General features: G+C 62.8%; 33 protein-coding genes. 18 read left to right on the forward strand and 15 right to left on the reverse strand.

The window, feature by feature from the left end; all coding sequences use genetic code 11:
* Positions 1-26 precede the first annotated feature (26 nt).
* Entirely contained in the window at positions 27-338 is a 312-nt protein-coding gene (locus tag JHW41_RS27625; RefSeq protein ID WP_428995415.1) for a YegP family protein, read from the forward strand.
* Here the strand turns inward: JHW41_RS27625 and JHW41_RS22595 are convergent.
* Positions 314-1,138 (reverse strand): hypothetical protein, encoded by an 825-nt coding sequence (locus JHW41_RS22595; protein ID WP_250447561.1) that lies wholly within the window; start codon positions 1,136-1,138, stop codon positions 314-316. The two genes, JHW41_RS27625 and JHW41_RS22595, sit on opposite strands and share 25 nt — an antisense overlap.
* A gap of 643 nt (positions 1,139-1,781) precedes the next feature.
* On the opposite strand from JHW41_RS22595, the gene JHW41_RS22600 reads away from it, so the two are divergent.
* On the forward strand, positions 1,782-2,072 hold the full coding sequence (locus JHW41_RS22600) for a hypothetical protein (RefSeq protein ID WP_250447564.1): 291 nt from the start codon (positions 1,782-1,784) through the stop codon (positions 2,070-2,072).
* A 210-nt stretch (positions 2,073-2,282) separates the two neighbouring features.
* On the opposite strand, the gene JHW41_RS22605 is transcribed toward JHW41_RS22600, so the two are convergent.
* From JHW41_RS22605 to JHW41_RS22625, 5 genes are all read right to left on the reverse strand, one after another.
* Positions 2,283-2,660: an EF-hand domain-containing protein gene (locus JHW41_RS22605; protein WP_250447567.1), complete on the reverse strand. Its 378-nt coding sequence runs from the start codon at positions 2,658-2,660 to the stop codon at positions 2,283-2,285.
* Positions 2,661-2,731: 71 nt separating this feature from the next.
* Positions 2,732-3,091: a hypothetical protein gene (locus tag JHW41_RS22610; protein ID WP_250447570.1), complete on the reverse strand. Its 360-nt coding sequence runs from the start codon at positions 3,089-3,091 to the stop codon at positions 2,732-2,734.
* 515 nt (positions 3,092-3,606) lie between these two features.
* Positions 3,607-4,062: a GNAT family N-acetyltransferase gene (locus JHW41_RS22615; protein ID WP_250447573.1), complete on the reverse strand. Its 456-nt coding sequence runs from the start codon at positions 4,060-4,062 to the stop codon at positions 3,607-3,609.
* A 478-nt stretch (positions 4,063-4,540) separates the two neighbouring features.
* The gene (locus JHW41_RS22620) at positions 4,541-5,317 is read right to left on the reverse strand and encodes a hypothetical protein (RefSeq protein ID WP_250447575.1); all 777 of its coding nucleotides are present in this window, start codon (positions 5,315-5,317) and stop codon (positions 4,541-4,543) included.
* 292 nt (positions 5,318-5,609) lie between these two features.
* The gene (locus tag JHW41_RS22625; protein ID WP_250447578.1) at positions 5,610-6,626 is read right to left on the reverse strand and encodes an SDR family oxidoreductase; all 1,017 of its coding nucleotides are present in this window, start codon (positions 6,624-6,626) and stop codon (positions 5,610-5,612) included.
* 169 nt (positions 6,627-6,795) lie between these two features.
* On the opposite strand from JHW41_RS22625, the gene JHW41_RS22630 reads away from it, so the two are divergent.
* Positions 6,796-7,353 (forward strand): cysteine hydrolase family protein, encoded by a 558-nt coding sequence (locus JHW41_RS22630; RefSeq protein WP_250447581.1) that lies wholly within the window; start codon positions 6,796-6,798, stop codon positions 7,351-7,353.
* Between the two features lie 161 nt (positions 7,354-7,514).
* Here the strand turns inward: JHW41_RS22630 and JHW41_RS22635 are convergent, their stop codons facing one another.
* A complete protein-coding gene (locus JHW41_RS22635; RefSeq protein WP_250447582.1) occupies positions 7,515-8,819 on the reverse strand; it encodes a phospholipase D-like domain-containing protein in 1,305 nt (434 codons plus the stop codon).
* 241 nt (positions 8,820-9,060) lie between these two features.
* Between JHW41_RS22635 and JHW41_RS22640 the strand changes: the two genes are divergently transcribed.
* Both JHW41_RS22640 and JHW41_RS22645 read left to right on the forward strand, forming a co-directional pair.
* Positions 9,061-9,339, forward strand: coding sequence for a hypothetical protein (locus JHW41_RS22640; RefSeq protein ID WP_250447585.1), 279 nt, complete (start codon positions 9,061-9,063; stop codon positions 9,337-9,339).
* Positions 9,336-9,752 carry a GFA family protein gene (locus JHW41_RS22645; RefSeq protein ID WP_250447588.1) on the forward strand — a complete coding sequence of 139 codons (417 nt, stop codon included), beginning with the start codon at positions 9,336-9,338 and terminating at the stop codon, positions 9,750-9,752. The genes JHW41_RS22640 and JHW41_RS22645 overlap by 4 nt, the downstream gene beginning before the upstream one ends.
* A 151-nt stretch (positions 9,753-9,903) precedes the next feature.
* Here the strand turns inward: JHW41_RS22645 and JHW41_RS22650 are convergent, their stop codons facing one another.
* Positions 9,904-11,076 carry a serine hydrolase domain-containing protein gene (locus JHW41_RS22650; RefSeq protein ID WP_250447591.1) on the reverse strand — a complete coding sequence of 391 codons (1,173 nt, stop codon included), beginning with the start codon at positions 11,074-11,076 and terminating at the stop codon, positions 9,904-9,906.
* Positions 11,077-11,493: 417 nt separating this feature from the next.
* Between JHW41_RS22650 and JHW41_RS22655 the strand changes: the two genes are divergently transcribed.
* The 3 genes from JHW41_RS22655 (at position 11,494) to JHW41_RS27630 (ending at position 13,302) form a co-directional block, all read left to right on the forward strand.
* Positions 11,494-11,595, forward strand: coding sequence for a hypothetical protein (locus JHW41_RS22655; RefSeq protein WP_428995416.1), 102 nt, complete (start codon positions 11,494-11,496; stop codon positions 11,593-11,595).
* 626 nt (positions 11,596-12,221) lie between these two features.
* A complete protein-coding gene (locus JHW41_RS22660) occupies positions 12,222-12,764 on the forward strand; it encodes a hypothetical protein (RefSeq protein ID WP_250447594.1) in 543 nt (180 codons plus the stop codon).
* A 406-nt stretch (positions 12,765-13,170) separates the two neighbouring features.
* Entirely contained in the window at positions 13,171-13,302 is a 132-nt protein-coding gene (locus JHW41_RS27630) for a hypothetical protein (RefSeq protein ID WP_428995417.1), read from the forward strand.
* Positions 13,303-13,444: 142 nt separating this feature from the next.
* On the opposite strand, the gene JHW41_RS22670 is transcribed toward JHW41_RS27630, so the two are convergent.
* The 4 genes from JHW41_RS22670 to JHW41_RS22685 form a co-directional block, all read right to left on the reverse strand.
* Entirely contained in the window at positions 13,445-13,813 is a 369-nt protein-coding gene (locus JHW41_RS22670) for a hypothetical protein (RefSeq protein ID WP_250447597.1), read from the reverse strand.
* Between the two features lie 34 nt (positions 13,814-13,847).
* Positions 13,848-14,507 carry a hypothetical protein gene (locus JHW41_RS22675; protein WP_250447599.1) on the reverse strand — a complete coding sequence of 220 codons (660 nt, stop codon included), beginning with the start codon at positions 14,505-14,507 and terminating at the stop codon, positions 13,848-13,850.
* 1,160 nt (positions 14,508-15,667) lie between these two features.
* Positions 15,668-16,168: a universal stress protein gene (locus tag JHW41_RS22680; protein WP_250447601.1), complete on the reverse strand. Its 501-nt coding sequence runs from the start codon at positions 16,166-16,168 to the stop codon at positions 15,668-15,670.
* Positions 16,156-16,488, reverse strand: a complete 333-nt coding sequence (locus JHW41_RS22685) for a hypothetical protein (RefSeq protein ID WP_250447606.1) — start codon at positions 16,486-16,488, stop codon at positions 16,156-16,158. Before JHW41_RS22685 ends, JHW41_RS22680 begins: the two co-directional genes overlap by 13 nt.
* Positions 16,489-16,686: 198 nt before the next feature.
* Between JHW41_RS22685 and JHW41_RS22690 the strand changes: the two genes are divergently transcribed.
* Positions 16,687-17,187: a GNAT family N-acetyltransferase gene (locus tag JHW41_RS22690; RefSeq protein WP_250447611.1), complete on the forward strand. Its 501-nt coding sequence runs from the start codon at positions 16,687-16,689 to the stop codon at positions 17,185-17,187.
* Between the two features lie 42 nt (positions 17,188-17,229).
* A complete protein-coding gene (locus JHW41_RS22695) occupies positions 17,230-17,601 on the forward strand; it encodes a low affinity iron permease family protein (protein ID WP_057948708.1) in 372 nt (123 codons plus the stop codon).
* Between the two features lie 4 nt (positions 17,602-17,605).
* Here JHW41_RS22695 and JHW41_RS22700 read toward each other — a convergent pair whose 3' ends face one another.
* The 3 genes from JHW41_RS22700 to JHW41_RS22710 form a co-directional block, all read right to left on the reverse strand.
* The gene (locus JHW41_RS22700) at positions 17,606-18,850 is read right to left on the reverse strand and encodes an MgtC/SapB family protein (RefSeq protein ID WP_250447613.1); all 1,245 of its coding nucleotides are present in this window, start codon (positions 18,848-18,850) and stop codon (positions 17,606-17,608) included.
* A 9-nt stretch (positions 18,851-18,859) separates the two neighbouring features.
* Positions 18,860-19,891, reverse strand: coding sequence for a zinc-dependent alcohol dehydrogenase (locus JHW41_RS22705; RefSeq protein ID WP_250447616.1), 1,032 nt, complete (start codon positions 19,889-19,891; stop codon positions 18,860-18,862).
* A 301-nt stretch (positions 19,892-20,192) separates the two neighbouring features.
* Positions 20,193-21,029: a universal stress protein gene (locus JHW41_RS22710; RefSeq protein WP_250447619.1), complete on the reverse strand. Its 837-nt coding sequence runs from the start codon at positions 21,027-21,029 to the stop codon at positions 20,193-20,195.
* 180 nt (positions 21,030-21,209) lie between these two features.
* Between JHW41_RS22710 and JHW41_RS22715 the strand changes: the two genes are divergently transcribed.
* From JHW41_RS22715 to arsH, 8 genes are all read left to right on the forward strand, one after another.
* Complete coding sequence (locus JHW41_RS22715) at positions 21,210-21,860, forward strand: BON domain-containing protein (RefSeq protein WP_250447621.1); 651 nt, start codon at positions 21,210-21,212, stop codon at positions 21,858-21,860.
* 39 nt (positions 21,861-21,899) lie between these two features.
* A complete protein-coding gene (locus JHW41_RS22720; RefSeq protein ID WP_250447624.1) occupies positions 21,900-22,322 on the forward strand; it encodes a universal stress protein in 423 nt (140 codons plus the stop codon).
* Between the two features lie 607 nt (positions 22,323-22,929).
* Positions 22,930-23,259, forward strand: a complete 330-nt coding sequence (locus JHW41_RS22725) for an ArsR/SmtB family transcription factor (protein WP_057950246.1) — start codon at positions 22,930-22,932, stop codon at positions 23,257-23,259.
* A gap of 54 nt (positions 23,260-23,313) precedes the next feature.
* Positions 23,314-23,754: an arsenic resistance N-acetyltransferase ArsN2 gene (gene arsN2, locus JHW41_RS22730; protein ID WP_250447629.1), complete on the forward strand. Its 441-nt coding sequence runs from the start codon at positions 23,314-23,316 to the stop codon at positions 23,752-23,754.
* A complete protein-coding gene (locus JHW41_RS22735; RefSeq protein ID WP_250447631.1) occupies positions 23,751-24,245 on the forward strand; it encodes an arsenate reductase ArsC in 495 nt (164 codons plus the stop codon). The genes arsN2 and JHW41_RS22735 overlap by 4 nt, the downstream gene beginning before the upstream one ends.
* 58 nt (positions 24,246-24,303) lie before the next feature.
* Positions 24,304-25,335 carry an ACR3 family arsenite efflux transporter gene (gene arsB / locus JHW41_RS22740; RefSeq protein WP_428995590.1) on the forward strand — a complete coding sequence of 344 codons (1,032 nt, stop codon included), beginning with the start codon at positions 24,304-24,306 and terminating at the stop codon, positions 25,333-25,335.
* 16 nt (positions 25,336-25,351) lie between these two features.
* Positions 25,352-25,774, forward strand: coding sequence for an arsenate reductase (glutaredoxin) (gene arsC / locus JHW41_RS22745; protein WP_250447636.1), 423 nt, complete (start codon positions 25,352-25,354; stop codon positions 25,772-25,774).
* Positions 25,767-26,489: an arsenical resistance protein ArsH gene (gene arsH, locus JHW41_RS22750; protein ID WP_284499511.1), complete on the forward strand. Its 723-nt coding sequence runs from the start codon at positions 25,767-25,769 to the stop codon at positions 26,487-26,489. Before arsC ends, arsH begins: the two co-directional genes overlap by 8 nt.
* The last annotated feature ends 3 nt before the right edge of the window (positions 26,490-26,492 follow it).

Consider the following 26,492-nt stretch of genomic DNA (forward strand, 5'->3'; position numbering starts at 1 on the left):
TCCATAACCAGCGGGTGTGAAGTTCCGTGAGTGAAACAATCGAATCGGCGCTGACGCTCAGCAGAGGTAGTCGATTTGCGTTGGCGACAGGCAACCACGAGACCGATCTCGCTGGCGAACGCTACAACACGAAGGGCGGCGTCGAGGACGGCATCCAATCGATGCGGCATCTGATCGGTAGCGCGAGCCCGAAGCGATCGGGGTGGCCGCGAGTCCGCCGACAGGCGAGAGGCGTTCCGCGGCCACCGACGATGGCCGACCATTTCCTTCGCACGCCCGCGCCGGCGCAGTGCGAAACTCCGGGGCAATTCGACTACTTGCCTCGCGTCGGCCCTTGATTGGAGTGCCCGTCGGGACTTTGCAGCATGGTTTGCTCGGCCACGGTATCGGCGCCGCGTCCGGCGAGCGTCTGCGCTGAGTTCAACGCCAGGTTCACGCCCAGCGCCACCTGCGAGAAGGCATTCTGCGCGCCCTTCTGGGTGATGTCGTAGCCGCCGTTGATCGCCGTGGTCAGCTCGGCCTGCGCGCCGCGGATCGCGTCGATCGGCGTGCGGTTGGTCGCATGGACGCCGACCGAGTTGTGGGCGTCGGCCGATTGCAGGTGACCGGACCAGCTTTCAGCGATTCCCGCGCGCTTGCCGTCGTCGGGCAGGGTCCAGTACTTCGCGCCTTTCTCCACGAACTCTTGATCGGCGTGGATGGCGCTGCGCAGGTCCTTGTGCTGGCAATTCTCGTAGGCCTCGATTCCCCTGCCGTTCAAGGAAAGAAAGCTGTGCGGGTTGGCGAGCAGCGCCTTGAGATCGCGCTGAATGTCCTCCGGCAGTTTGCTCGCCGTCTGCGAGGACGTCGCGGCCTGCTCCTTCTGCGGCGGCTGCGGCGGCTCTATCCCCGCCTTCTCCAGCATCGCTCCGTTGCGGTTGAAATCCCGATAGGCCTGCGTGCGCAGGTCATATCGGCGCTCATCGCTCATCGCGGACGCGGCGGTGATCCTCGACAAGGTGTTGTAGGCCTCCACTTTGTCGCTACGATTGCTGTAGTGGCCAGCGCTCAACGCATCGTTCGAGCCCATGTAGTCCTTTATTCCCGAGAGCGTGATCTTCTCCGGACTCGCATCCGTCGACTGATGCGAATACGTCAACAAACGCTGATCCAGAGTCAGCCGTCCCGTACTTCCGCCCTGCCCCATGCCTACCTCCAAACGTGATCGAGAGTGAATTCGCGCAATTCGCGCGAAGCATCACCGACTAACGCTCAAGCGACTTGGTTACGGCCAGAATCGGGCTCCATGCCCATCGAATCGTGACAACAGTCACGACGGGGTCGTTGTGTCGATCCACGCACGCAAGTCTTTCGCAGCGTGCCGGCCGCGCGAGTGATCGCGGGACCCGCGCTCCAGGATGTCGTAGCACTTCTGCGGGTGTCCCGGATCCGGTCCCAGCCATGTTCAACTCGGCCGACCGCCTGCTCTGTCGCCCGAGAAACGCGATTCGGGCAGGCGTCCCATCCTTGCTTCGCGGACTGGCCGTTGCCGCTGATCAGCGCGCGCTCATCCCTCGGCGCACCGCGGAGCCGGGCGCGAGCAGACTCGCTGAGATCGAGTTTACCCACAGGGCCGCTTCGTAAACGACATCTGAATACTCGAAGGCAAGCATCGTCGTCTGCAATGTGTATCGCAACTTTTCGCACCTACAATCCACGCGCTTTCCGACCCAGTGCAGACGCAAATCCTCCAGATGGAGGACTCGCGACTTCATATCCACTCCCACGAGCGAATAATAGAAATGAAAAAGGCTTTACTGATCGCAGGCTTCTTGTGCGCATTCTTCGCGACCAACGCCTCGGCATCCAGCAACGACGCATGGGCCGAGTTCCGCAAGGACGTCGACAAGGCCTGCCGCATCTTGCTCGGGCCGCAGCCGAAAAGTGCGCAGGTAACCGTCAAAGTCGACCCCTTCGGCACCGAGAGTTACGGCGCCGCGCTGGTGACCGTCACCGCCGGAAAGCAGAAGAGCCAGAGGATCTGCATCTACGACAAGAAAACCAATAAGGCGGAGCTGACGAGCGCGCCTTGATTCAAACGCCCTACATGGCAGCGGCCTGGTCTCAGGCCGCTGCCGCATGAATGCGATCGCTTCCCGCCTGGGCTTTAGAGTCGGCAAACGACGAAAACGCCGTTCAAAATTCTGTGTTGCGGGCCGACCGCATGTCCGGTGGGTGCTTGGCAGGGCCCCGCGTCAAGTTGTGTCCGCAGGAGGTGCCTGCACCCATTCAAACCCTGTCGATCACTTCTTCGAAGCGTCGGCAGTCTGCGCCGCGACCATGGCCTGCTGCATTTCCTTCAGCGAAAGGAACCCATCGCGGTCGCTATCCAGGCCATCGAAGTACTTCGCGATCTCCGGCACGATGGCAGCTTCCTTCTTGCTGACCTTCCCGTCGCCGTCCTTGTCCATCTCCTTGAAAGCGGCATCGACGGATTCGGCCTGCTGGTTGAAGCGCGAGTTCTGGAACTTCGCGTACTCGCTCTTGTCGACGCGGCCATCCTTGTTCGCATCCATGGCGGAGAACGTCGCGTCGATATACGCCTGCTTCGGATCGGAAGGCGCGGCATTGGCGACCGCGGCGACCGTGGAAAGAGCGACCAGAACGATTGCATTTTTCATTTTCTATGTATTCCTTTGATTGGAGCGGCAAATGGTGGATCGCAGCACGCCGTCATACGGCATGCCCCGATTCACTCGCAGCGATACGTGTAGCCATCCGCCGCCCGGTAGGTATCGTTCGCGCGGTTGTAGTTCCCATAGCGACTGATGCAATAGTCCGCGCGCGAACGGTTTTCCTTGTCGCGCTTGGCTGCGGCAGCGATAACGGTCGCCAGCACTGCCGCTCCGACAACGCCCGCCACGACGCCGTTGGCCTGCGCCTCTTCCCGACGTTTGCGCTCTCTGTCTCGCTGGCGCCAGTCTTCGCGCGCATAGTCGTTGCGATCGCGGCTCCAATCGCGGTGATCGCCGTCGTCCCATTGCGCGCGGGCGATGCCCGGGTACGGCGCGATAATGAACAGATGAGCCACCACGCCCAGCAGCAGCGCCATTCGCCCAGCCTTTAGAAACATGATCGTTGCTCCTTGAGTAGAGTCTGCCAACCCGAGGGAGTAGGCACGAGCAACCTTGCGCCAACCTGGAGCCTCAACGGTTCCGCTGGCGACTGTTGTCGATCATTCATGGAAGCGATGCGGCAGCGCTGGCGATGCGCCTTGTGCTCTATGCGAACCGACAACGGGCCACAGACCATCATCACGAGACCCGGGGTCGCCAAAGAGCGAGCGTCCCTCATGAGTTTTCCGAAACTTTCGGGGCATTCACTGGGAGCCGCGGTATGCTCCATGCGCGAATTCGCCTGACGCCACGCCACCTTGCACGGATGATTGGGCGGCTTCGACGAAGTCGGCAGCCCACCGACCTCAATTATTGCGATCGAGCCGAGGCAAATGGCGGACAAGACCGCACGGGTGTCGGTTCCACCCCCTAGATTAGGCAGCACCGCGAAGCGGCCACGGATCGAACGAATTGCCAAGCGGACGGCCGCAAAGCGCGCCGGTCTGCCCGCTCAGCGGCGAGGTCTGCGAAGCATCGGCGTGACGGGCGGCGCCGCGCCGACCTGGATTTCGCGCAACGGCTCGAAACCGTAGTGCTGATAGAACGGGATATTCTGCGGTTTCGATGCCTCAAGGTACGCCAACGCTCGATCCTGGTCGCAGCGGGCCAGGGCATGACGCATCAACGCCGCTCCAATGCCCTTGCCTTGCGCATGCGGGTCGACGCCGATTTGCGGCAAATACCAATGAGCTTCTCGAGGATGCGCCTGTCCCATCTTCTCGAACGTCGCGAGCAGGTCGTCGAGGTGCTCGCGCTTTGCCGTGTCGCGGAACATTTTTTCCAGGGTCTCGCCGTCGGGCTCAACTCCCGGAGGCAACCAGAGCGCGGTGCCGCGGAAGTCCCGGGATACGTAAGCTGTGCCGTGCTTGAAACAACTGCCCGCGAATTCGCGGGTGGCCAACGGCATGGTCTGGAGGTAGTCGTGTGCCGAAGGCCAAGCGAATCGCGCGGGCGGGTCTGCGACAAATGCAGCCACAATCGTCGCTACCGCGTGTGGCATCTCATCGAGAGTGGCGCTGCGTATATCGGTTGATGGCCCGGTCATTTCGTCCTCCGGTCTTGGCCATGCGGCGTCTGAACCGCAATGACTGGAATCGACAAGCCGATTGTTGCCGACTCTCTGTCCGTGCGCACCCCGATCCCGCCTGACATTTGTAATGGATCGACTGCTGTACGCTCGCTTCACCGCTGTGGAGCTACCGCACCGTTCGCTTGGGCCCTGCCGTCGCTGCCGCCCCGACAAGCCTTGCATGCGCCCCAACGCAGGCCAGCCATGAGCCCATGCAGAGACCACAAAGCGAGCAGGCCCAAGCGGTAGCCGCCTTGGGCCTGCTCAGTCATCCATCGCCCTCTTCCTGGACAAGGAAGGCGCTCAATAGTCGCTCTCAGCGACCGTCTTTGTCGGCGTCGCCGGGAAGAGCCCGCTCGACGCTGTGCCACGCATCCTTGGCCGCGGACTTGGCCTTGTCCCAGCCCAGCCGCGATTCGCCTTTGACGTTGTTCCAGCACTCGCCGAGTTCGGATTCCAGTCGATCATCCCATTCGCGATCGGCGTACTGGTGCCGCGCCTGCGTGCCGAGGCGATACGCCGGGCGGTAGTCGCCGTATTGCGCGCCTTCGTCGCGGTACGGCGCTTGATCGAACCGGGACTCGTGGTACCGGTCCGTGGCCTCGTAGGTGCGGTAGGTGCGGTCGGCCCGGCCCCAGGAGTCCTGCACCGCCGCGCGCGCATCGCTCCATTCGAGCCTGGAGTCTCCTCGCGCCTTGGCCCATTCGCGCTCGAGCTCGACTTCGGTAGACGGGTCCCAGGAACGATCGCCAAGGTTCGAGCGCGCGGTCGCGCCATACGCATAGGCCGGGCCGTAGTCCCGGTCGTAATCGTACTTGGGATCGTAATAAGGACGTCGGGTGTACTCCTCCCGCCAATAGCCGGCCTCTCCGGTGGGGTCGATCTTCTCGGCCACGCCCTTGCCAGCCGAAGCGCCGGCGATCGCGCCGATGCCGCCACCGATCAGCATACCGATCGGGCCTCCCAGCGCGCCCAGCACCATACCCGCGGCAGCGCCGCCTACGCCGCCCACACCCACTCCGATCGGATGAGATCCCGGAGTGCCGGTGATGGGATCGCGATTCAAATCGCGCGCTTCTTTATTGCTCGTCATCGCTTTTCTCCAAGCGGATCCAAATTGTCCGCACGGGGCGAAGATTCGTCGAACGCTCATGTAGCGCGCGTCGCGACGGAGCGAAGGGTTCTTAACCTGGCGCGCTGCGATGCGAAGGTTTTCGTCACCTCGACGGATGCCGTCTCGCATCGAACCTGAAGTATTCACCTAGAATGCCGAAGTGAAGCGGGTAGCGAACGAGCTGGAACATTCCGGCTCAGGCCATCGGACTACGCGGAGGGCTGCCTGAGCAGAGCATCCCGTCGACACGCCTTTGTTCGCGACCGCGTCGTTATCCATGCGGTCCTCCCATGACCGGCAAGACCACGCCATTGATATACGACGACATCACCGCCGACGCGAGGAAGACATAGGCGGGCGAAATCTCCTCGGGCTGAGCCGGGCGCCCCATGTCGCTGTCGCGACCGAACTTGGCGATTTCTTCCGCAGAGCGGTCGGCAGGGTTGAGGGGCGTCCATACCGGTCCTGGCGCGACGGCGTTGACTCGGATACCGCGAGGCAGCAATTGACTGGCCAGCGACTTGGTGAAGGCGTGGATCGCGCCCTTGGTGGCCGAGTAATCCAGTAAACGCGCGTTGCCGAAAAGGCCGGTTTCCGAACCGGTGTTGATGATGGCGCCGCCGCGCGGCAGGTGCGCCAAGGCGGCGCGCGCCATGTAAAAGTAGCCGGCGATGTTGGTCTGCAACGTTTCCTGCAGATGTGCGTCGCTGAGATCCTCGAGCGTGTCGCTGTGCTCCTGGAACGCGGCGTTGTTGACCAGAATGTCGAGTCGGCCGAAGGCATCGACGACCTGCGCGACCGCATCCGCGCAGAACCGCGAATCGCGTACATCGCCGCTGATGGCCAGGCTCCGCCGGCCTTCTTCCTCAATGCAGGCGCGGGTGTCGTGTGCGTCCTGGTGTTCGCTCAGGTAGACGATCGCCACGTCCGCGCCTTCGCGCGCGTACAGCACCGCGACCGCGCGGCCGATGCCCGAGTCGCCGCCCGTCACCAGAGCGACCTTCCCATCGAGCTTGCCGCTGCCGCGATAGTCGCGCGCGAGGAATTCCGGCGCGGGCTCGAGCAGGTGCTCGTGGCCGGGCTTGGACTGATGCTGCTTGGGCAGCGGATTTTCGGGATGTTGCCGAGGCCCGGCCTGGACCGGCTCCCGCTTGCCCGAACTCCCCGCCTTCCTGGCGTCCTTGCGCTCCACGTCGGCCTGAATGGCCTGCTGCCGCTGCGAAGTGGCACTGGCCTGGACGAGGTGATCCGATGCACCGCCTTTGGAACGGGTAGGTTTTTTGGCCATCGTCGATTGCTCCCAATGGACAGGGCATCGAAAATAACGCCGTACTTCTTCCGATCACGTGAATCCAGCGCGGTCGCCCCACTCTTCGCGGCGCGCTAACCTGTCCGGAGGCAGCTTTTCCAAAAGCTTGCTTTCGCCAACGCCCGAGCCGTCGCGGAATCGATGACCGATGACGAACGCCGCCCCGCCCCAGATCGCCCTGCTGATCGTCGACATGTTCAACTTCCTCGATTTCGCGGACGGGCAGGCGCTGCTCAAGCAGGCGCTGCCGGCCGCGCGCCGTATCGCCGCGCTGAAACGTCGCTTCCGCCGCGTCGGCGCGCCGGTGATCTACGCCAACGACAACTTCGGCCAGTGGCATGCCGATTTCCGCGAACTGGTCGCGGTCTGCCGCCACGAGTCTTGCCGCGGCGCGCCGATAGCGGACTTGCTGGCGCCGGAGGCGGACGACTTCTACGTGCTCAAGCCCAAACAGTCGGCCTTTCATTCCACGCCGCTGGCGGTGCTTCTTGAGCATTGCGGCTGCCGCGAAGTGGCCATCACCGGCATTTCGACCGATGTATGCATCGCAGCCACCGCGATCGATGCGCACATGCGCGACCTGACGGTGCGGATACCCGCCGATTGCGTCGCCGCACCGAGCCGGCGCCGCACTGCGGTGGCCCTCGCGGTACTCAAGCAGTCGGTGCACGCGCGCTGCGCGCAGTCGCGTTCGCTGCATCCGTGACAGGTTGCGCCGGCGGAGACCCGACTGCCGCGGCGACGCCTTCATGACGACCCGCGGTTCCTAGAATGGACGACCGGTGAGCAATCATCGGCATTTCGACCGATGCGCGCACCTCAGCCACCGCGATCGCAAGCCGATCACCGAGCCACCGCACGCCTGCCTTACAGCTGCGAACGCAAAGGGCGGACCAAGGCCTCGCGGACGCGCTGATGCCAGGGCCGTTGCAGCCACGCGTCGCGCGTGTAGGGGCTGGACCGAGCCAGATCGCTCTCGAACACCCTGCGCATGCGCTGGGCGAATCCACGGTCGTACACGTTGAGGCTGGCCTCATCGTTAAGCCGGAACGATCGGATGTCGAAATTGGTCGAACCAACCGACACCAGGTAGTCGTCCACGATCAACATCTTCACATGCATCATCGTCGGCCGATATTCGTGGAATTCGACGCCCGCCGCGAGTAGGGCGCCCCATTGCGCCTTTGACGCGAGCCTTACGGTTTCCGAATCGGTGTGCTCGCCGGGGACCAGGATGCGTACGCGCACGCCGCGCAAGCGCGCGCGCAGCAGCGCTTGCACGATGAGTTCGTCCGGAACGAAATACGACGCAGACAGATCGATCGAACGCCGCGCGGCGGTGAGCGCCATCAAGTACATCAGATGCATGCTCTCGCTGCCGCTGGTGGGCGAACTGAGAAACATCTGCGCGTCGACGCCGCCGACCGGCGCCAACGACGGGAAATAGGCCGGCCCTGAGAGAGGCCGGCCGGTCATCTTGATCCAGTTGTTGTTGAAGGCGGCCTGGAACTGGCCGGCCGCCGGACCACGCAGGCGGAAATGCGCCTCGCGCCAATGCTCGGGGTCCTGCGCATGTCCCCGCCACTGATCGGCGATGCCGACACCGCCGGTGAAGGCCACGGCGCCGTCGACCACCAGGAGCTTGCGATGGGTCCGGTTATTGAACCGGTCCCAGCTGTACCAGTCCAACGGGCGATAGCGCTCGATCTGCACCCCGGCGCTGCGCATCTCATCGAGCAAGTCCGCATCCATCTTGGCGCTGCCGAGCCAGTCGACGGTCAGGCGCACCTCGACGCCGGCGCGCGCGCGCTCGGCCAGCGCACGGCTGAAACGCCGGCCGACCTCGCCTGACCAATAGATGTAAGTCTCGAAGGTGATCGAACGCCGCGCCGCCGCAATCGCCTCCAGCATCGCCGGGAAGATCTCGTCGCCGTTCTGCAGATCCACGACTTCATTGCCGGCGACGATGCCCGGCCCGAGCATGATCGACATTTCGCGCCGGAACTGCGGATCTTCCACTCCGTAGCGGTGCTCCGGCAGGCGGTGAATGCGCTTTTCCGGACCGGCCAAGTTCACCGCGATCCATGCCACCAAGGCGGTCGTCAGGACAGCGCCGAGCAACCAGGCGCCGACCTGCCGCCGCGTCCAACGCTTTCGTTCCAGGATTCCCATGCCCACCTCAATGGCCGTGCCAGCCGGTGTAGCTTCATCGCCCGGCGGGTGTTCGTTCGACGTCTTCGCGGCGGGCGGTCGCCTTCGCAGATCCCTAACCATGGGCGTTGCAGCGTATTTGACGACCGCGGCAGCGGCTACGAACCGCGGGAAAGCACAGTGACGACCGCCGTCTGCCGGATTCACGCCCCTCGGTGGAACGGGCCCCGCCATACGCCCAAGACTGGAGGCTTTTGGTCCCATGCAATCGGACTGGATCGGATGGATGTCCTCCGCTGTGCTGATCGCCACCTTGGTGCGCCAAATCGTCAAGCAAGCCCGCAGCCCAGATCAGGAGGGCGTGTCGAGCTGGCTGTTCATCGGACAATGTGCGGCCTCGCTGGGATTTGTGGTGTACAGCGTCCTGCTCGACAACTGGGTATTCGTCGTCACCAACAGTTGCCTGCTGGCGACCGCGGTGGTCGGACAGATGCTGGCCTGGCGCAGCCGGCGCTTCCGCGGCGAAGGAAAGGCTTCGTGAGCGCAACACGCATTCGATCCGTCGGCGGCACGACGATCGGACCGATCCACCGCGCCACCTGCCATTGCGGCGCGGTGGAACTGGAGCTGCGGCTGCCGCACGGCATCGTCGATCCGCAGCGTTGCGACTGTTCGCTATGCCGCCGCCGGGGCGCAATTGCGGCAACGGTGCCACTGCCCGATCTGCGAGTCGTTCGGGGACACGCAGCGCTGAGGCTCTACCAGTTCCATACCCGAACGGCCAAGCATTACTTCTGCTCGGTGTGCGGCGTCTATACCCATCACCAGCGGCGCTCCGATCCCAACGAATACGGCGTCAACGTCGGTTGTCTGGAAGGCGTTGATCCGCTATTGCTCGATCCGGTGCTGGTCAGCGATGGCGTTCACCATCCCAGCGACTCGCAGCCGGAGTAGGCTGGGTCGGTCAAGCCGCTCGGTGCGCTCGTCCGCCCCGCATCGCCGCTTCGCAGGAGGCTCGCGGGCAGGCATGTTGTCCACGACGCTACCGAAAACCCAAGTGACTGCGCGCCAGTTATTACTGGCCGAAGGCTCGCGACTCGCGCTTCTAACTCGCGATGTTTTCCCGTGCCGCGATTCTCTCCACGAGCGTATCGATCGCCGCTTCCATATAGTTTGCGGTCTGGTCACCGCTCTGATTAGTAATGACGAAGATGCCCAGATCGTATTTCGGCACGATATAGATGTAGCACTGCGAGCGTGGCACGCCGCCATGATGCGCGTAATAGACGCCCTTCAAGCTATCGCCAGCGACGATGTTCCAGAAATAGCCGATGCTGAACTCGGAATCGAATTCGACCAGGGGACGATGCGACTCCTTAACGACGGGGCCATTAGCCAACTGGAATTTTAGGTACTTCATCATGTCCGGGACGGTTGCCTTCACGTTCCCGGATGCGCCCCAAGGCAGCTGCGGCATCGGCGTGGTCGGAACGGGATTGTCGCTGTGGTAGCCGATCGCCAGCCGGCTCGCTTCTGGACCGCTCAGCCGGATGCGGGTATCGGTTATCGCCGCCGAGTCGTGGAAGAATTCGCGTAGCAGCGACTCGTAGTCGCGCTTGTAAACCGTTTCGAGAATATGCGCCGTCAGCTCCGTGCCGGCACTGGAGTAGGCGTACTTCTTTCCGGGGCCCCGTGGAATATCGACGGTGTGAAGGTCCTTGAAGAACTCCGCTTGGCCGTAATGCGCATAGACGACATTGAGTTCACCAGGCGTGCGTCGGTCGGTAAAGTCAGCGAGCACTACATTTGCGCGCTCAGGCAACATGTTCGGCAGGCCACTGGTGTGGGACAACAGGTGGCGGATGCGAATGGGCTCACCCTTGTACTGCAGATTCGGGTACGCCTCGCTCAGATACATTCGGATATCGTCGTCGAGACTCACCTTGCGCTCCACAACGGCCTTGGCCATCAGGGTCCCGGCGAGCGTCTTGCTTAGCGAGCCGATCTCGTAAAGCGTTGCATCCGTCGGCGGGTTCTTCTGGCCGGATCGCATGTCACCACGATGGCGAACGATCTCCTTGCCCCGGTACACGACCCCGATCGAGGCCGAGTGGAGCAAAGGCTGCTTGATCAGGTTAGCGGCGACGTCGTCAACATCAGCCCCCAGATCTTTCGTCTGGGTGTTCGCGCGAGTGCAGCCTTCGGTCAAGAGCGCGGCGCACAACACTAAGAAGCCAAGCCACATTCTGTTTCGGAGAACTGTCGAAATCGCCTGCATGCGTTGACGCCGTGAGAGTGACCTGGGAAGACCTTCTAATATAGCCGAGCAACAGAACGATGGCCGGTTCGGCGATTCGGTCTTCGGTAGCGCCGCTTGAGCCTAAAGGTGCAGCCGACCTGGACGGCATGCATATCGAAATCGAAAAGCTCAGCCTGCGCGACGTGACTTCCCTGCTGGTTGCCGCAGAGAAGAGGAAGCAGCTTCTATCAAAACGCCGCCCCGCTGCCATCGGTGCGCAAGCAGGCAGTCGCGCTCGCAGCTCGCAACGGCTACACAATCGAGGAACTCTTTGGCGATCAGCCGGAAACGCAGCCGACACGGCGGAAACGAAGAGCACGTCGGAAGGCCACCAAGGTCTCGCCTTAGTACCGCGACCCAGACAACGAGCTCAACACCTGGTCAGGCCGAGGGAGCATGCCGCGTTGGCTAACCAAGAAGATCCGGTTCGGGCAGCACGCTACTGACTTTCTGATTCCGGGCATCGCGAAACCAACTGGCGCACGACGAGCTCCATAGGCAAAAGGACGCTCGTTAAGAAGTGATGACACAGAATCCTTCATCCAAGTCGAGCCGCGAAGTGGCTTCGCATTAGGGATCCCCGCCAGTTCGCTCCACCGTCTGCGCGTCGATGCCGCGAGGCGCCGGCCGGCTGCGGCGCGCGGCCTGCGAGGCAAGCCGCCCGCGGGCCTCTCGATTCGCCGCGGTAAAAAGGGAGTTGCCGCGATACTACCCTGGATTTGGGCGAGACTAGGGCTCCTATAATTCCAGATCGGCGATGCCGGCGGCATCGCTGCTGTTTTGCTTCTAGGCTGGGCGTAGATAGTAAATGCGATTGCCAAAATAAGAAACGTCGCTCGCCGCATAAGGAGACTGTCGGCCGCCGACTATTTATATGTATACGCGCCGGAAAGTGTTTATCTGTACAGATAAAAACATTCGGTGACAGAAAACGCGCGTCACTACAGTTCTAGCCCTGGCTGCCCCGCAGAAGGCGCTATAGCACCCAAAGTATATGCCCATCCAACTTTCACGGTGATCGCAGGCTCATCCAAGAGTCGGCAGTCAGGGATAGGATTAACTCCGCGCGAACCAAGACTAGCCAAGATGGCGCGCAACCTCACTTCACAAGCATGGAGATCAAAATGGACGATCGTTCCGTCTCGAAGGATTCGATATCGGATTTTGCGCGGTTCGTTGCTCTTGAGGCAATAGAAAATCATCGCGAAGAACACCCTAATTTTTCGCAGGATGCGGAATTCGCGGATGCTTTTGCGAAAGAGCTCGTAGATCAATATCGGCGCAATGATAGCGCACGTTCAGTTCTGGCTCCGCCTGGAGCTCAAGCGTACGGCGTGACATCCACTTCAACAAGCGGTGAATCCACATTTCCTATTGACTTCGATGTGCCCATACCCTTCGGATCATTGCATGGACAAGTGACCAATCCTAGTAATAACGAGTATCTCCTTACCGGTACTTTTAAAATAGTAGGCATAACACTCGATAAGACCGAGATCCGATTCAAGGATGGTGTGCTATCAAGAACGGAGGAGATTAATGTAAGCAAGTATAAAGTAAGCACGACGTTCACCATCGATCTTTCTGATGGAGTTCACCTCGGCATCGAAGGACATGTGAGGGTTTTATTTGCGAATTTTGATATTGGCCCGTATAGGCTACCCTAATTCGGGCGCAAGAAACTCCCCGGCTATGCCGGGGAGTTTTTTCCTAACTTAATGCTCGGCAAAGGCGACCGTCGAATAGTCACCACAGCGTCAGGCGTCTATTTATGCAACTGTAGATGGCGTTTGCCCAACGGCTAATCACTCACAGGAAAGCGCCGACGACTTATCGAAAGCTGAGTTGATCGCGAAAAAACTCGCTTGACAAGTCCGTAGCTATCCTGTTGAACGTAAGTCACCGGGAAGGCCAGCCTCTCACCTTAGTTCTCGGGTAGAGCGAGGGCTTCGGCGATCAGTCGGCAGCTCACCGACTCGACGGAAGCGGGGAGCACGTCGTAAGCCGACCAAGGTCGCGCCCAAGTACCGCGCCTCAGACAACGAGCGCAACACTTGGTCAGGCCGAGGGAGCATGCCGCGTTGGTTAGCTAAGAACGTCAGGTTTGGCCAGCACCCCGCTGATTTCCTGATTCCCGGCTTGGCCAAGCCTACTGCTCGGAAGACCAACTCAATCGGTAAGCGGACACTCGTCAAGAACAGCTGACGCCTCAGCTTCGCGAGGCGAGCCGATAAAACGGACGCTTTGCGAGTCGAGGAGCGGCCATCTCTATTCCGGCTGCCCCGTAGCTGAAGTCATGCGCGCGCTCTCGACACGCCGGGCCAATTCACAAATGTCTCGCGCTCCCTCAAGCAAGCCGCGGACCATCGCTCGCACTGGTGATCCTTGCCCGAAACTCTTCGCTTACCGCCCCTTCCAGCTTCGCGAGCGCTTCCTGCACTCTGTCGAAGATTGCCGGATCATAGCCGGCCTTAGCGCGGAACTTCTTCACCGCACTCTGCGCTTCTGACAGTGTCAAACTGAATCTGACTGATGACTTGGCCGAATCATGCCAGCCAAGCGCAACGTCAAATTTAAATCCATCAGAGCGGGAAATTTGGATCTGCGGAAACCCTTGGATACCCAAGCAGTTAACACGGATGTCATGCAGAACCGCTTCGGCGACTGCGCCAGCAACATCATAGCTACTGAATCCATAAGACGCGTAATACGTCATACACCCCTCCAAACTGAAAGTGACTTTTCCAGACTCATGAAGCGGGAACTCCTGTCGTGGCGGAAGGGGCTTCACCGATGATTCTGCAGTAGTCCGCCATCTCCTCCAGCGCGGCAGCGATATCGGATAGCAGCATCTGATGCTGCCCAATGACCAAGCGATCGAATGTTTTATCAGTTTGACCGACCTCCGTCGGATGAGCTGTTTCGATCCCATCGGGCTTGAGCAGAATCGGAACTTGGGCCCCTAACCGCCCCTTCATTAGGCTGCTCTCTGTATGGTGAACCTCGTTACGCATCGCGCGGAGCTTCCCGGCATAACTCTCGCGAATGAATTCTGGTCTATAGCTTTGAAGCACCTTACTCAGTGGATCACCGCTTGGGTGGTTTCTGAGCCTGCTGAAGGCAAGCGTGGCTCTGTGCGCATTGGAAAGGCAATTCTCGAAGCAGGACGATGCCCGATGCATGGCACCGAGGTTAACTCGATCTCTATTCGTGTTCCAGAATGTGAGAAATGCATCGCGACCGGACGAGTATTCGAAGACTGCCGCGTCTGTGAGGCGGACAAACAAGATCGCGAGCGAGTTGACCTCAAAGTTGCTCGAAATCCCGCCTCCGAACAATGACTTTAACCAGAACATCGAAAAGGACATTGATTCTATTTTCAGCTCCGGTATCTGGAAATGCACGTACATCTTTGCTCCGTTCCTGAATGCTCTTGCGCTTCCCAACACAAACGTGAGCTTAGACGCTCGCGTCAATACGCTCTTTTGAGGTCACTCTCAAGCTGCGCGTGGACCGCGAGTTGCCCCAATAACGCAATTCCCAGCACCAGTAGTTGCTCAGTTCGCTGAGGGTCGTCCCACTCATCTCCTCCATGTTTGCCGCCGTGAAAGAGATTATTCCGAATGCGCTTGACGCACAGCACAACTTTGTCGAGGTCGGATCGACAGTTTCCCATTCCCAGATCTTTCCACTCCAACTCGCCGTTGCTACCTATAACCTGACGTTTCGGAGGCCTGGCTAACAACGCGCGTCCCTCGTCGACGGAACGTAGGTAGCATGGTGCTGCCTCTCAAATTGCGCCCAACTCGGATCGGCGTCGTCACCTGTTTTTTGCGACTTCAAATATCCGTTCTGCTTCAGGGCGAACTCAAACCGCGAAAACCAAAAGAAGAACGTATAAGCCGTTGCGGAAAGACCGCTATCCTTAATCGGTAAGATGTCCACGGTATCTCGCCCCTTTAGACCGCCATTAGAGTCTTTGCAGATATATTGATCGCGAAAAAACTCGCTTGACAAGTCCACAGCTAACTCATTGATCCGTAAGTCCCCGAAAATTCGGGCCTGTGGTTTTCGGTCCACAGCCGCGGAGAAAACGGAGAAAAAGTGGCGAAAATTTCGCCAGAATTGGCGCGCGCCATTTTCTCCAAAACCACAGGCGCACGACGAAAAGGCCAAAAATAAGGCGTTTTCGTAAGGCGCGGAGAGGCGGGGAAAGCCGTTTGACGTAACGGCGTGGTGGAGCGTGGGCAACCGGAATCCAACTCTCTTGATTACCCAGGGTTGCCTACGATCATCCACAGATATCTTAGATCATGATGGCCCGCCTCCGCAGCCCCCTACGGCAGACCCAGGCTACGACTGGCCAATGACCGCGCCCCGCCCCGGCTGACGCGTCAGGGTGGCACCGGGGCCGAGAGCCGGCCTAAGCAGGCGGACGCCGATCACCGAGGTCCCCTTGCTAGGACGGCCAAGACGCAGGGCCGAAAGCATTCAGGCACCGTACGACCTCAAGCGACCAACAAGCTCTCGGCAGTCTAATATCGACTTCATTTAACGTACCAACAGGCAGTCAGCGGGAGAAGAAGACGGGCGCTGGCGAATTCGCCAAGAGACTCCGAGTTGCCCCACCAAACACCATTTCCATGACGCGCGGATGTCCGTAAGCTCCGGCCACGATCAGATCGGTGCGGCTCTCCGCAGCATAGACACGGATTGTTTGGCCTGCGTCGCCTCCAGATGAGCTGCGGCGAACGATCTGGGCTTCGACGCCGTGCCTTCGCAAGTGCGCGCAGATCAGCGCATCCTGGGCGTGCGCCTGGAAGCGACCGTCTTCGACCACCAAAATCTCCACCGCGCGCATGCGTTGCAGCCAAGGGATCGCGTCGTGGATCGCGCGCGTAGCCTCCCGGGTAGCGTTCCAAGCAATTAGCGCTCGCTCCATTGCAATCGCTCCCGAACCGGTCGGTAACGACAGGATCGGGCGGCCGCCGCTGGCGGCCAGTTCCCCGAACAAGCGGTGTGGGTGCAATGCGCCGGGCGGGTCGGCTTCGAGCAGGATTACGTCGGCCAAGCGTGCGTGCTCCATGCACATTTGCGCAGGGGTTGCCCACGACAGGGACGTTCGACAGATTCGTATTCGATGCCGGCTTCGCGCAGCCGGGCGTCGGCTGCTTCAGCCATCGCGCGCACGGTAGTCTCAGCGCATTCCTGCATCGTCGATCCTAAGCTGCCGGAAAAGTATTCCCAGGCCATCGGTTCGGGTTGCGCGTGGCTGACGCCGACCAGCACGGTCAAGCGGGCGTTCCACTGCTTGCACAAGGTGCGCGCGGCTTGTAGCGCGGGGTCCGGAATTCTTCCAGACATCATGGGCAGCAAAAGATCTTTGTACATCGGCGTCGCCTCAGTCGGACTCAGGCCGCACTTATTCTCGTCGCCCGGGCACTTTATTGACTTGGATCAGACCCATGCGTCGGCGGGCTTGATCCATGTCAATAACTGAGCGCCCAGAGGGATCAAGCTTCTTTCACCCTCCTTTCGAGAAGCAGTCATGAACGATGTCCATGGCGTTGCTCCGACATCGATGCCGCAATGAGCCAGACGCTTCGCGACGGCAGCCGGGTGCGTATCCGCCCCATTGCTTCGGCGGACCGAGAGAGCGAACGCGCTTTCATTGCAGGCCTGTCCGATGAGTCGCGACGCCACCGGTTCTTGGGACAGATAAGCGCGCCCAGCGAGCGGATGCTCGATTGCCTGGTGAATATCGACCCCATCCACGACGCGGCGCTGGTCGCTGTGACCTGCGAAGCCGATGCGGAGCGCATTGTCGGCGCGGCGCGCTTCAGCTCGGATCCGGACGCGGTCAACTGCGAATGCGCGGTGGTGGTTGCCGATCAGTGGCAAGGCCAAGGCCTGGGCACCGCCCTGATGCGGCACTTGATCGATATCGCGCGCGCTCGCGGGATCGAACGTATGTACTCGGTCGACATGGCCGAGAACGCCGACATGCGGGAACTGGCGATGTACCTCGGGTTTCGTGTCCGCGCCGAACCAGGCGACGCATCCCTGGTTGTGTACGAATTGCCACTTTAGCCGTCGCCGCATCGATCTCTAACGCGCAGTCGGAGCATTCCCATGTCCGTCGCCCACACTTTCGATCGCCTCGCCAAGTTGTCCTCGCGATTCGCGGGACGTCCAGCGGCATTCAGTCTAGCGGCCCTCACGATCGCCGCCTGGTTGGCATCGGGCCCCCTATTCGGCTTTTCCGATACATGGCAACTGGTGATCAATACCGCCACAACCATCGTCACCTTCCTAATGGTGTTCTTAATCCAGAACACCCAGAGCCGGGATACCGAGGCGATCCAGATCAAGTTGGACGAACTCATCCGCGCGACCGAACAGGCCAACAACGCGCTCATGGACATCGAGGAGCTCGATGAGGAGAGCCTTGACGCATTCCGCCGCCGCTACGAAGAGCTCGCCGCACGCTCGCGCAAAAGCTAAGCCTTCAATGACTTGCCAAGACGGCGCCCAGGACGAACGCCACTTGCATCGCCGCCACGCCCACGGCGACTCGCCACGCGTAGTCGCGGCTGCCGCGCGTGACCGCGACTAGGCATTTCACCGCGCCGTTGACCGCGAACGCGCCGAGTAGTCCGTACTGAGCCGGACCGGCCTGGCCGCCCTGCGCGACCGTTTGCGCCGCAGCCGCCGCGGCTGCGTGCACGTCGGCCAGACCGGCCAGGGTCAGCACCCAAGGCAGGCTTTCTGCGCCGAGCCAAGCGCGCGCCAATGACGCGGCTATCAAAACCCCGGCCAGCAACGCCGACAGCCGCAGCGCTGACAAGGGATCGTACGGGCGCTCCGCCGCCGCCTCACCGGTACCGGCGTCGGGGGCAACCGCGCGCGCGGCCAGCCACGCGGCGGCCAGGGCACCCAGGCCGGCGCCGGCCAGCGCCGGTGCCGCCCAGGCCAGAAGGGCGGGCGAAAACAGCCCCAGCACCAGGGCCAGTTGCAGCACGGTCGCGATGTTGGACATCAGCGCCGCACTCGCCGCCAAGGGCGCAAGCGATGGCTGAATGCGCGCGCGTTCCGCCATTGCCGCGACCGTGGCGGTGCTGGACACGAATCCCCCCGCCAGGCCGGCGATCGGCAGCCCCGCGCGCGCGCCGAGCACGCGCGTCGCCAGATAGCCAGCCGCGCTGACGATCATCACCCCGACCGCCAGTGTCCACAGCTGATGGGGGTTGATCGCGCCCCACGGATCGAGCGCCCGATCCGGCAACAGCGGTAGGACGATGAACGCGCATGCGGCCAACAGCAGCAGGCCACGCAGTTCCTCGTGACCGATCCAGTGGCGGCTGAAGCGGTGCAGGTGCTCACGCGCGGCCAGCAAGATCGCCAGTGCCACGCCGAGCGCGGCGGACACCGCAGCCTCGCGCATGGCTAGCGCGCCGATCAGGAACGTCAGCAGCCATGCCGCCTCGGTGGTCAGGCCGGGATCGCGCCGACGGGTGCCGAGGTAGCCGGCGACCACCAGCGCCCCCAGGGTCGCGCCGGCCACCAGCAAACCCACTTGACCCAGTTGCACCGCAGTGGCCCCGATCAACGCGCTCAGGGCGAAGCTGCGTATGCCCGCGAGTTGACGCGCGGAGCGGCCGCGATGGGCGCGCTCGCGCTCCAATCCGACCAGCAGGCCGACCGCGAGCGCCACCCCCAGGCCGACGAACGACGGCAGCGCGACCGGCGCCATGGCGCGGGCTCAGCCCCCCAGCTCTAGCACCGCGCGGCCTTCGATGCCGCCGGTCTGCAAGCGCCCGAGCACGGCATTGACCTCGCTCAGACGGAAGCGCTCGATGCTGGCTCTGACCTTGCCGTCGACCGCGAAGGCGACCGCTTCGGCCAGATCCTGGCGCCCACCGACGATGGAGCCGCGCAGGGTGATCCGCTTGAGCACGACATCGAAGATCGGAGAGGCAAACTCGCCCGGCGGTAGCCCGACCAAACTAACCGTGCCGCGCCTGCGCACCATGCGCAAGGCTTGCGAGAACGCCGGCGGCGCGATCGCGGTGACCAGCGCGCCGTGTACGCCGCCTCCGGTGATGTCTAGCACTGTCTGCACCGCGTCGGGCGCGGCGGCGTCAATCGCGGCTTCAGCGCCGAGCGAATGCGCCAGTTCGAGCTTAGCCGCACTCACATCAACGGCCAGCGTACGCAGGCCCATCGCCTGACCGTACTGCAGCGCCAAATGGCCTAGGCCTCCGATACCGGACACCAGCAACCACTGGCCCGGACGCGTGTCGGTCTCGCGAATGCCCTTGTAGCTGGTGACGCCGGCGCACAGGATCGGGGCGATCGCGGCGAAGTCGCAGTCGCGCGGCAGACGCGCGACGTAATCGGCGTGGGCCAGCGCATATTGAGCGAACGTGCCGTTGACGCTGTAGCCGCTATTGCGCTGGCGTTCGCACAGACTTTCCCAGCCTGCGATGCAGTGCTCGCAGCGACCGCAGGCATCGTGCAGCCAGGCGATGCCGACCGCATCGCCGACCCGCAGGTGTTCCACGCCCGGGCCGAGCGCAACCACAATGCCAGCACCTTCGTGGCCTGGGATAAACGGGAGCGATGGCTTGACCGGCCAATCGCCGCGCACTGCGTGCAAGTCGGTATGGCACACGCCGCTGGCGCGGATCTCCACCAGCACTTCGCCGCGTCCGGGCGTGGGCACGGGCAGTTCAGACAGGTGCAAAGGTGCGCCCAGCGTATAGGCAACGGCGGCTAGCATAGTGGCGGTCATGTCGGTCTCCGGCGCGGCGCGGAAGCACGTTCGAATCGATGAGAGTCGGTCCGGGCTTGGCGCTGGCGCCGCCACCAATCGCGGCAGCGTGCAAGCCATCGCCCACCACGACCCGGTTCGTGGGATGCGTTGGCCTGGGCCACGACAGGCGCCGGCGGGACGTCGAACAATGAAAACACCACGTCGTCTTCGATCCACCGCAATTGCCGGCGTAGCGCGAGTTCGGGCGATTCCTGTGGGCGATTAGGGCGGCAATGCGTCATGGCAAGGCTCCGGCGATGAAACAACGGTCGGTTCAATTTCAATGCGCGTACAACACCGGAAGGTCGGCGGCGATCAACAGCTCGCGCGTGGCGCCGCCCAGCGCCCATTCGCGTAGGCGCGAATGGCCGTAGCCACCGGCGATCACTAAGTGCGCTCCGTTGAGCCGTGCGAACTCCAACACACGGCAGGCGACGCTATCCTCGCCCGCGGCGCGCGCGACCCACGAGGCATCCACGCCGTGGCGGCGTAGATGCTCCATCAGGCGCCGGCCGGACGGCTCGACGTCGACACCGCGGCCATCATCGATCGCCAGTACGTCCACTGACTTGGCCGTCGCCAGCAAGGGCAGCGCGTCGCGCACCGCGCGCGCCGCCTCGCGGGTAGGCTGCCAGGCGATCACGACGCGGCGCATGGGTACCACCGGGTCACACCGCGGCGGCACCACCAGCACCGGACAGCCGGATTCGAATAGCGCCGCGGCGAAGTACTCGCGCGGCGCCGCCGCCTCAAGAGTGTCGCCAATCGCACCGCCGAGCACGACCAGATCGCAGTCGAATGCCTCACGCGCAGCAACGCGTGGAGCGCTAAGGTGGAGAGCTTCGGTGACCCGAGCATCCCAACGGATGGTCTCGATCGACAAGCGCTCGCGCAACGCGGCCAGGCGGCTCTGCCCATGTTCGCGTAACTCGGTGTGCGATTGCACCGTGGCCAAGTCCGGCATCATGCCCCACGGATGCACCATTGGCGGCGGCAGGTCGACCATCTCCAGCACCTGCAGGTGCGCGCCATGCAGGGCGGCCAAGCGGGTGGCCACATACAGCGCATCGGCGTCGCCGTCGTGGCCGCTCAGCGGAAGCAGCAAGCTCTTGTACATGGGCGGGTTCTCCTGCGGTCGGTTCGAGCGCATTGCACGCCTGCGGGGGCCAGCCAGCATGATCTGGATCAATAAACGCGCTGATGAGGTACCTGCTGCCGTTCCCCGACTTGATCTGGATCAAGCCGCGATGCCCAACGTGGGCGCGCAATGGTCCCGAACCTCCCTGGGAGAGCGACGGTGAACAGCGAGAAACTGCGTCGATACGTCATTCAAGAGATGAGCTTCGATCCGCGGGTGGATGCCAGTGGTATCGGCGTCCACGTGGAAGACCGCATCGTCCACCTCACCGGCCACGTGCACAGCCTGGCCGAAAAGCATGCGCTGGTGGACGCCGCCGCGCGCGTCAAAGGCGTGCGCGGGGTAATCGTCGACGTTCAGGTACGCTGCGATAGCGCCGCCTGTGTCGAGGATGAAGTGCTGGCCAAGCGCGCGACGGACGTCTTGGCTTGGGATGCGACCTTGCCGCGCGACGCGATCAAGGTCACGGTCGAGCACGGTCGTTTGGCGCTGATCGGCGACGTGGATTGGCAGTATCAGCGCAGCCGGGTCGAACAGGATCTACGCCGGCTCGCCGGGGTGTCTGGAATCGATAACCGGATCGAGATCCGCAAGGTCGGCCGGCGTCAGGATATAGAGCGTGCAATCAAGGATGCAATGCGGCGCCGCGCCGACATGGACTCCGCGCGGATCCGCGTGGCCGTGGACGAGAGTGGTCAGGTCGTCTTAAAGGGCAAAGTCGCCGACTGGCGCGCACGCAATGCTGTGGAGGACGCGGCGTGGTTAACGGCGGGGGTTCGGTCGGTGGACAACCGCGTGCGGGTTCGCTGAAACCACATCCGCATTACTTTCATGAAACGGAGCACACAGATGAAAATCCTGGTCGCCGTGGATGGCAGCGACAACGCGCTGCGTGCCGTGCGCTACGCGGCAAAAATTTCCGCTCAATTCGACACGCCCCCGCCACTGCTGTTGCTGTATGCGGATCCGCCGCTGATGCGCAGCGTCGCGGTCAGCCTGGGCGCGAAGGAGGTCGAGCGCTATCACGCGGAGAACGCTCGTCACGCGCTGAGCAAGGCCAGGGCGGCACTCAAGCGGGCCAAGGTCGAGTTCGATGAGCGTTCCGCGGTGGGCGATCCGGCCGCGATCATCGCCAAGTTCGCGCGCAGCGAGCAGTGCGACATGGCGGTTATGGGCTCACATGGGCGTTCCGCGCTGAAGAGCTTGCTGCTAGGGTCGGTCACCAGCAAGGTCATTACCGCTGGCGTGCTCCCTGTGCTCGTGGTCCGCTGACCTTAGCCACCCAAGAGGCAGCGATACCTGACGGCGTTTGGCGTACATCGCATACTCCGTAGCGCGCCTCGCACTGGTGGTCCCGGAGCGAGTGTCAGGGGTTTCACCGCCCTGCGCATCGATGCGCGGGGCCTCGCGTCATGCTAGCCCACGCACGCTGCCGCAGGGCCGCTTTAACCACTGGCACGATTGTGGCATCACGCACGAGCGAGCTTCGACGCTATGCCGGCGCCCTGCGGGCCCTCCAGGCGCATTTCCAACTGGGCGCCGCCGGTGCCGTCGACATGGCAGCTGACATAGTTGGGTGCCTGCCGGTAGAGGCCGAAGCGGTCCTAGCCGCTGACCGTCGGGACGTCCGCGCCCTGCGCCCCCAGTGTCGCGCCGAGCGCCCCCTCGTCGACGAGCTCCGAGGGTGCCGACAGACGTGGCAAGTGCCACGGTTTCCAGGCCACCGCCGCCAGGATCACGGCGGCGAGGCCGAGTAGCGTCGCGGAAAGGCGCGAGGACGCAGCCATAGGGTTGAGCGGCGCCACTCGAACTCTATGCAGCGGCTCGCCAAACGATCATCTTCCTTGCGCAGGCCCGTTATTTTGATTATTGTTTGATTATGGAAATCAAATCCGCAGTCACCCTCCTCGCCGCCCTCGCCCAGGAAACCCGGCTTTCGGTGTTCCGCCTACTCGTCGAACAAGGTACCGACGGCCTGCCCGCTGGACAGATCGCCGAACGGTTGGACATCAGTCCGGCCACGCTGTCGTTCCATCTGAAGGAACTGACTCACGCCGGACTGACGCTGTCGCGGCAGGAAGGGCGTTTCGTCATTTATTCCGCCCATTACGAAGCGATGAACGGTCTGCTGTCCTTCCTCACCGAGAACTGCTGTGCAGGTTCACCGTGCGACGCCACGGCGTCGGCCTGCGCTCCCTCTAAGCGATAAGGAGTCGCCGATGAATCGCTTGCGCGTACGCGTCTCCAGCCTGGGCTGCAGCGCGTGATCCCGATCCGACCCGCAACCGCGGCGGACCACCCAGCCCTGCGGGCGCTGCTCGCCGCCTCGTCGCTCCCGGTCGAAGACATCGCAGTCGACACGATCGATTTTCTCGTGGCCGAGCTGGATGGAGCGCTATTGGGTGTGGTTGCAGTGCAAGCCTGCGGCGACATCGGCTTGCTGCGCTCCCTGACCGTCGACGCGAACGGCCGCGGCCGCGGTCTGGGCCAAGCGCTGGTCGAGCGCGCGGAGGCGCATGCCCGCGCCCGCGGCCTGCTGCGCTTGGTCCTGCTGACCGAAACCGCGGCGGCGTTCTTCTCGCGACGCGGCTACGTCCCGGCCGAGCGCGGCGACATGCCGGCGCAGATCCAGTCCACAGCGCAATTCCGTTCGCTGTGCCCCGCCACCGCCTCCTGCTGGACCAAACCCCTCGACCCGCCATGAGCCCTCGCCCCTACAACCTCTTGTTTCTGTGCACCGGCAACAGCGCCCGCAGCATCCTCGCCGAGGGCTTGGTGACCCATCTTTCCAACGGACGCTTCCAGGGCTACAGCGCCGGCAGCCAGCCCACCGGACGTGTGAATCCACTCGCGCTTGAAACACTGCGCAACTTCGGTTGCGCAACCGAAGGGTTCTCAAGCAAAAGCTGGGACGCGTTCGCCGGCGCCAACGCATCGGCCATGGACTTCATCATCACCGTCTGCGACAACGCCGCCGGCGAAGTCTGCCCGCTGTGGCCGGGCAAGCCGGTGTCGGCGCACTGGGGTGTACCCGATCCGGCCGGCGTCGAAGGCAGTGAGGAGAGGCGGCGCAAGGCCTTTATGGATGCGGCGCTGACGCTCAAACGCCGCATCGAGCTGTTCTTGTCGCTGCCGTTGCACCGCCTGGACGCCATGTCGCTGCAGCACGAGCTGCGCGACATCGGCCATCGATGAGGAATCCCTCATGACCACGATCAGCGAAGCCACCGGCCATGCCTCGCCCGCCCCGGCCATGAGCGGCTTCGAGCGGTACCTGAGCGTGTGGGTCGCCCTGTGCATCATCGTCGGCATCGCCGCCGGCCAGCTCGCACCGGCGACATTCCAGGCCATAGGCCGACTGGAAATCGCCCGAGTCAATCTCCCAGTGGGCGCTTTGATCTGGGTGATGGTCGTGCCCATGCTGCTCAAGGTGGATTTCGCCGCATTGAGCCAGGTGCGCCAGCACTGGCGCGGGGTGGGCATCACGCTGTTCGTCAATTGGGCGGTGAAGCCGTTTTCGATGGCGCTGCTGGCGTGGATCTTCATCCGCCACCTCTTCGCTGGCTGGCTGCCGGCCAACCAACTCGATAGCTACATCGCCGGTCTGATCCTCCTGGCCGCGGCCCCGTGCACAGCGATGGTCTTCGTCTGGAGTCGGCTCACCGGCGGCGACCCGGTGTTCACGCTGTCACAGGTGGCGCTCAACGACACCATCATGGTGTTCGCCTTTGCGCCGATCGTCGGCCTGCTGCTGGGCCTTTCGTCGATCACGGTACCGTGGGACACCCTGCTGACCTCGGTGCTGCTCTACATCGTCGTCCCGGTGATCTTCGCCCAGCTCTGGCGGCGGGCGCTGTTGCGCCGAGGCCAGGCCGCTTTCGACCGGGCGCTGGCGCGCATCGGTCCGCTGTCCATTGCGGCGCTGTTGCTTACGCTGGTCTTGCTGTTCGCGTTCCAGGGCGAGGCGATCCTTCGACAGCCGCTGGTGATCGCCCTGCTGGCGGTGCCGATCCTGATCCAGGTGCTCTTCAATTCCGGCCTGGCCTACTGGCTCAATCGTCAAGCCGGCGAACAGCACAGTGTCGCCGGCCCTTCGGCATTGATCGGCGCAAGCAATTTCTTCGAACTGGCCGTGGCCGCGGCCATCAGCCTGTTCGGCTTCCACTCCGGCGCAGCCTTGGCCACCGTGGTCGGCGTACTGATCGAAGTGCCGGTCATGCTGCTGGTGGTGCGCGTGGTCAACCGATCGCGCGGCTGGTACGACCGCCGCCGCTCCGCAACCTAACCGGACTTCGGCACTTATGAGCGACATCACCATCTACCACAATCCCGACTGCGGGACCTCGCGCAATGCCCTGGGGTTGATCCGCAACAGTGGCGACGAGCCGACCATCGTCGAGTACCTGAAAACGCCACCCGACCGCGGCACGCTGGAAGCCCTGGTCGCTGCGATGGGCATTCCGGTGCGGGCGGTTCTGCGCGTGAAAGGCACGCCTTATCTCGAGCTCGGCCTGGACGACCCGACATGGAGCGACGAGCGACCGATCGACGCCATGCTCCAGCACCCCATCCTCATCAACCGCCCCATCGTGGTCACACCGTTGGGCACGCGCGTGTGCCGACCATCGGAGGCCGTGCTCGACCTCCTGCCGCAACCGCAGCGCGGCGCGTTCCACAAGCAAGACGGTGAGGCCGTGGTGAACGCGGAGGGCCGCCGTGCCTGAGGCCCGCATCGATCTGCCGAACATCGACGCCGCGCTGTTTCCGCAGCCGGATCTCGAACGCCTGTTCTCGCTCAACCGCGCCATCCATGCGCCGCGTTTTCTGCTGCTCTACGGCTCGTTGCGCGAACGCTCCTACAGCCGTCTCGCGGCCGAGGAAGCAGCCCGCATCCTGCGCGCGCTCGGCGGCGAAACACGGATGTTCAATCCCTCGGGCTTGCCGCTCGTAGACGATGCGCCCAGCGATCACCCTAAGGTCCGAGAACTGCACGAACTCGTGCAATGGGCCGAGGGCATGGTGTGGAGTTCGCCGGAACGCCACGGCGCCATGACCGGCCTGATGAAGACGCAGATCGATTGGATTCCGCTGTCGGTCGGGGCGGTACGACCGACTCAGGGCAAGACGCTCGCGGTGATGCAGGTCTGCGGTGGTTCCCAATCCTTCAATGCGGTCAACCAGATGCGCTTGCTGGGGCGTTGGATGCGGATGCTGACGATCCCCAACCAGTCTTCGGTGGCGAAGGCCTATCAAGAGTTCGATGACGCCGGGCGAATGAAACCGTCGCCCTACTACGACCGCATCGTGGACGTAATGGAAGAACTGGTGAAGTTCACCTTGCTCACGCGCGAATCGGCCCCCTATCTCGTGGACCGGTATAGCGAGCGCAAGGAGAGTGCCGAGGCACTGGCCCGGCGCATGCAACAAGGGGCTATCTGACGT

The sequence above is a fragment of the Lysobacter enzymogenes genome, from assembly GCF_023617245.1.
Lineage (GTDB): Bacteria > Pseudomonadota > Gammaproteobacteria > Xanthomonadales > Xanthomonadaceae > Lysobacter > Lysobacter yananisis.

Bases quoted from the DNA above. Each gene is read 5' to 3' on its own strand.
- JHW41_RS22635 (WP_250447582.1), bottom strand. From the start codon at position 8,819: ATGGGAATCCTGGAACGAAAGCGTTGGACGCGGCGGCAGGTCGGCGCC.
- JHW41_RS22610 (WP_250447570.1), bottom strand. From the start codon at position 3,091: ATGGCGCTGCTGCTGGGCGTGGTGGCTCATCTGTTCATTATCGCGCCG.
- JHW41_RS22600 (WP_250447564.1), top strand. From the start codon at position 1,782: ATGAAAAAGGCTTTACTGATCGCAGGCTTCTTGTGCGCATTCTTCGCG.
- JHW41_RS22720 (WP_250447624.1), top strand. From the start codon at position 21,900: ATGAAAATCCTGGTCGCCGTGGATGGCAGCGACAACGCGCTGCGTGCC.
- JHW41_RS22705 (WP_250447616.1), bottom strand. From the start codon at position 19,891: ATGACCGCCACTATGCTAGCCGCCGTTGCCTATACGCTGGGCGCACCT.
- JHW41_RS22710 (WP_250447619.1), bottom strand. From the start codon at position 21,029: ATGTACAAGAGCTTGCTGCTTCCGCTGAGCGGCCACGACGGCGACGCC.
- JHW41_RS22695 (WP_057948708.1), top strand. From the start codon at position 17,230: ATGTCCGTCGCCCACACTTTCGATCGCCTCGCCAAGTTGTCCTCGCGA.
- JHW41_RS22640 (WP_250447585.1), top strand. From the start codon at position 9,061: ATGCAATCGGACTGGATCGGATGGATGTCCTCCGCTGTGCTGATCGCC.
- JHW41_RS22615 (WP_250447573.1), bottom strand. From the start codon at position 4,062: ATGCCGTTGGCCACCCGCGAATTCGCGGGCAGTTGTTTCAAGCACGGC.
- JHW41_RS22630 (WP_250447581.1), top strand. From the start codon at position 6,796: ATGACGAACGCCGCCCCGCCCCAGATCGCCCTGCTGATCGTCGACATG.
- JHW41_RS22735 (WP_250447631.1), top strand. From the start codon at position 23,751: ATGAGCCCTCGCCCCTACAACCTCTTGTTTCTGTGCACCGGCAACAGC.
- JHW41_RS22685 (WP_250447606.1), bottom strand. From the start codon at position 16,488: ATGTACAAAGATCTTTTGCTGCCCATGATGTCTGGAAGAATTCCGGAC.
- JHW41_RS22675 (WP_250447599.1), bottom strand. From the start codon at position 14,507: ATGTACGTGCATTTCCAGATACCGGAGCTGAAAATAGAATCAATGTCC.
- JHW41_RS27630 (WP_428995417.1), top strand. From the start codon at position 13,171: ATGCCGCGTTGGTTAGCTAAGAACGTCAGGTTTGGCCAGCACCCCGCT.
- JHW41_RS22650 (WP_250447591.1), bottom strand. From the start codon at position 11,076: ATGCAGGCGATTTCGACAGTTCTCCGAAACAGAATGTGGCTTGGCTTC.
- JHW41_RS22690 (WP_250447611.1), top strand. From the start codon at position 16,687: ATGAGCCAGACGCTTCGCGACGGCAGCCGGGTGCGTATCCGCCCCATT.
- JHW41_RS22700 (WP_250447613.1), bottom strand. From the start codon at position 18,850: ATGGCGCCGGTCGCGCTGCCGTCGTTCGTCGGCCTGGGGGTGGCGCTC.
- JHW41_RS22620 (WP_250447575.1), bottom strand. From the start codon at position 5,317: ATGACGAGCAATAAAGAAGCGCGCGATTTGAATCGCGATCCCATCACC.
- JHW41_RS22660 (WP_250447594.1), top strand. From the start codon at position 12,222: ATGGACGATCGTTCCGTCTCGAAGGATTCGATATCGGATTTTGCGCGG.
- JHW41_RS22625 (WP_250447578.1), bottom strand. From the start codon at position 6,626: ATGGCCAAAAAACCTACCCGTTCCAAAGGCGGTGCATCGGATCACCTC.
- JHW41_RS22655 (WP_428995416.1), top strand. From the start codon at position 11,494: ATGCCGCGTTGGCTAACCAAGAAGATCCGGTTCGGGCAGCACGCTACT.
- JHW41_RS22605 (WP_250447567.1), bottom strand. From the start codon at position 2,660: ATGAAAAATGCAATCGTTCTGGTCGCTCTTTCCACGGTCGCCGCGGTC.
- JHW41_RS22670 (WP_250447597.1), bottom strand. From the start codon at position 13,813: ATGACGTATTACGCGTCTTATGGATTCAGTAGCTATGATGTTGCTGGC.
- JHW41_RS22725 (WP_057950246.1), top strand. From the start codon at position 22,930: ATGGAAATCAAATCCGCAGTCACCCTCCTCGCCGCCCTCGCCCAGGAA.
- arsC (WP_250447636.1), top strand. From the start codon at position 25,352: ATGAGCGACATCACCATCTACCACAATCCCGACTGCGGGACCTCGCGC.
- arsB (WP_428995590.1), top strand. From the start codon at position 24,304: ATGAGCGGCTTCGAGCGGTACCTGAGCGTGTGGGTCGCCCTGTGCATC.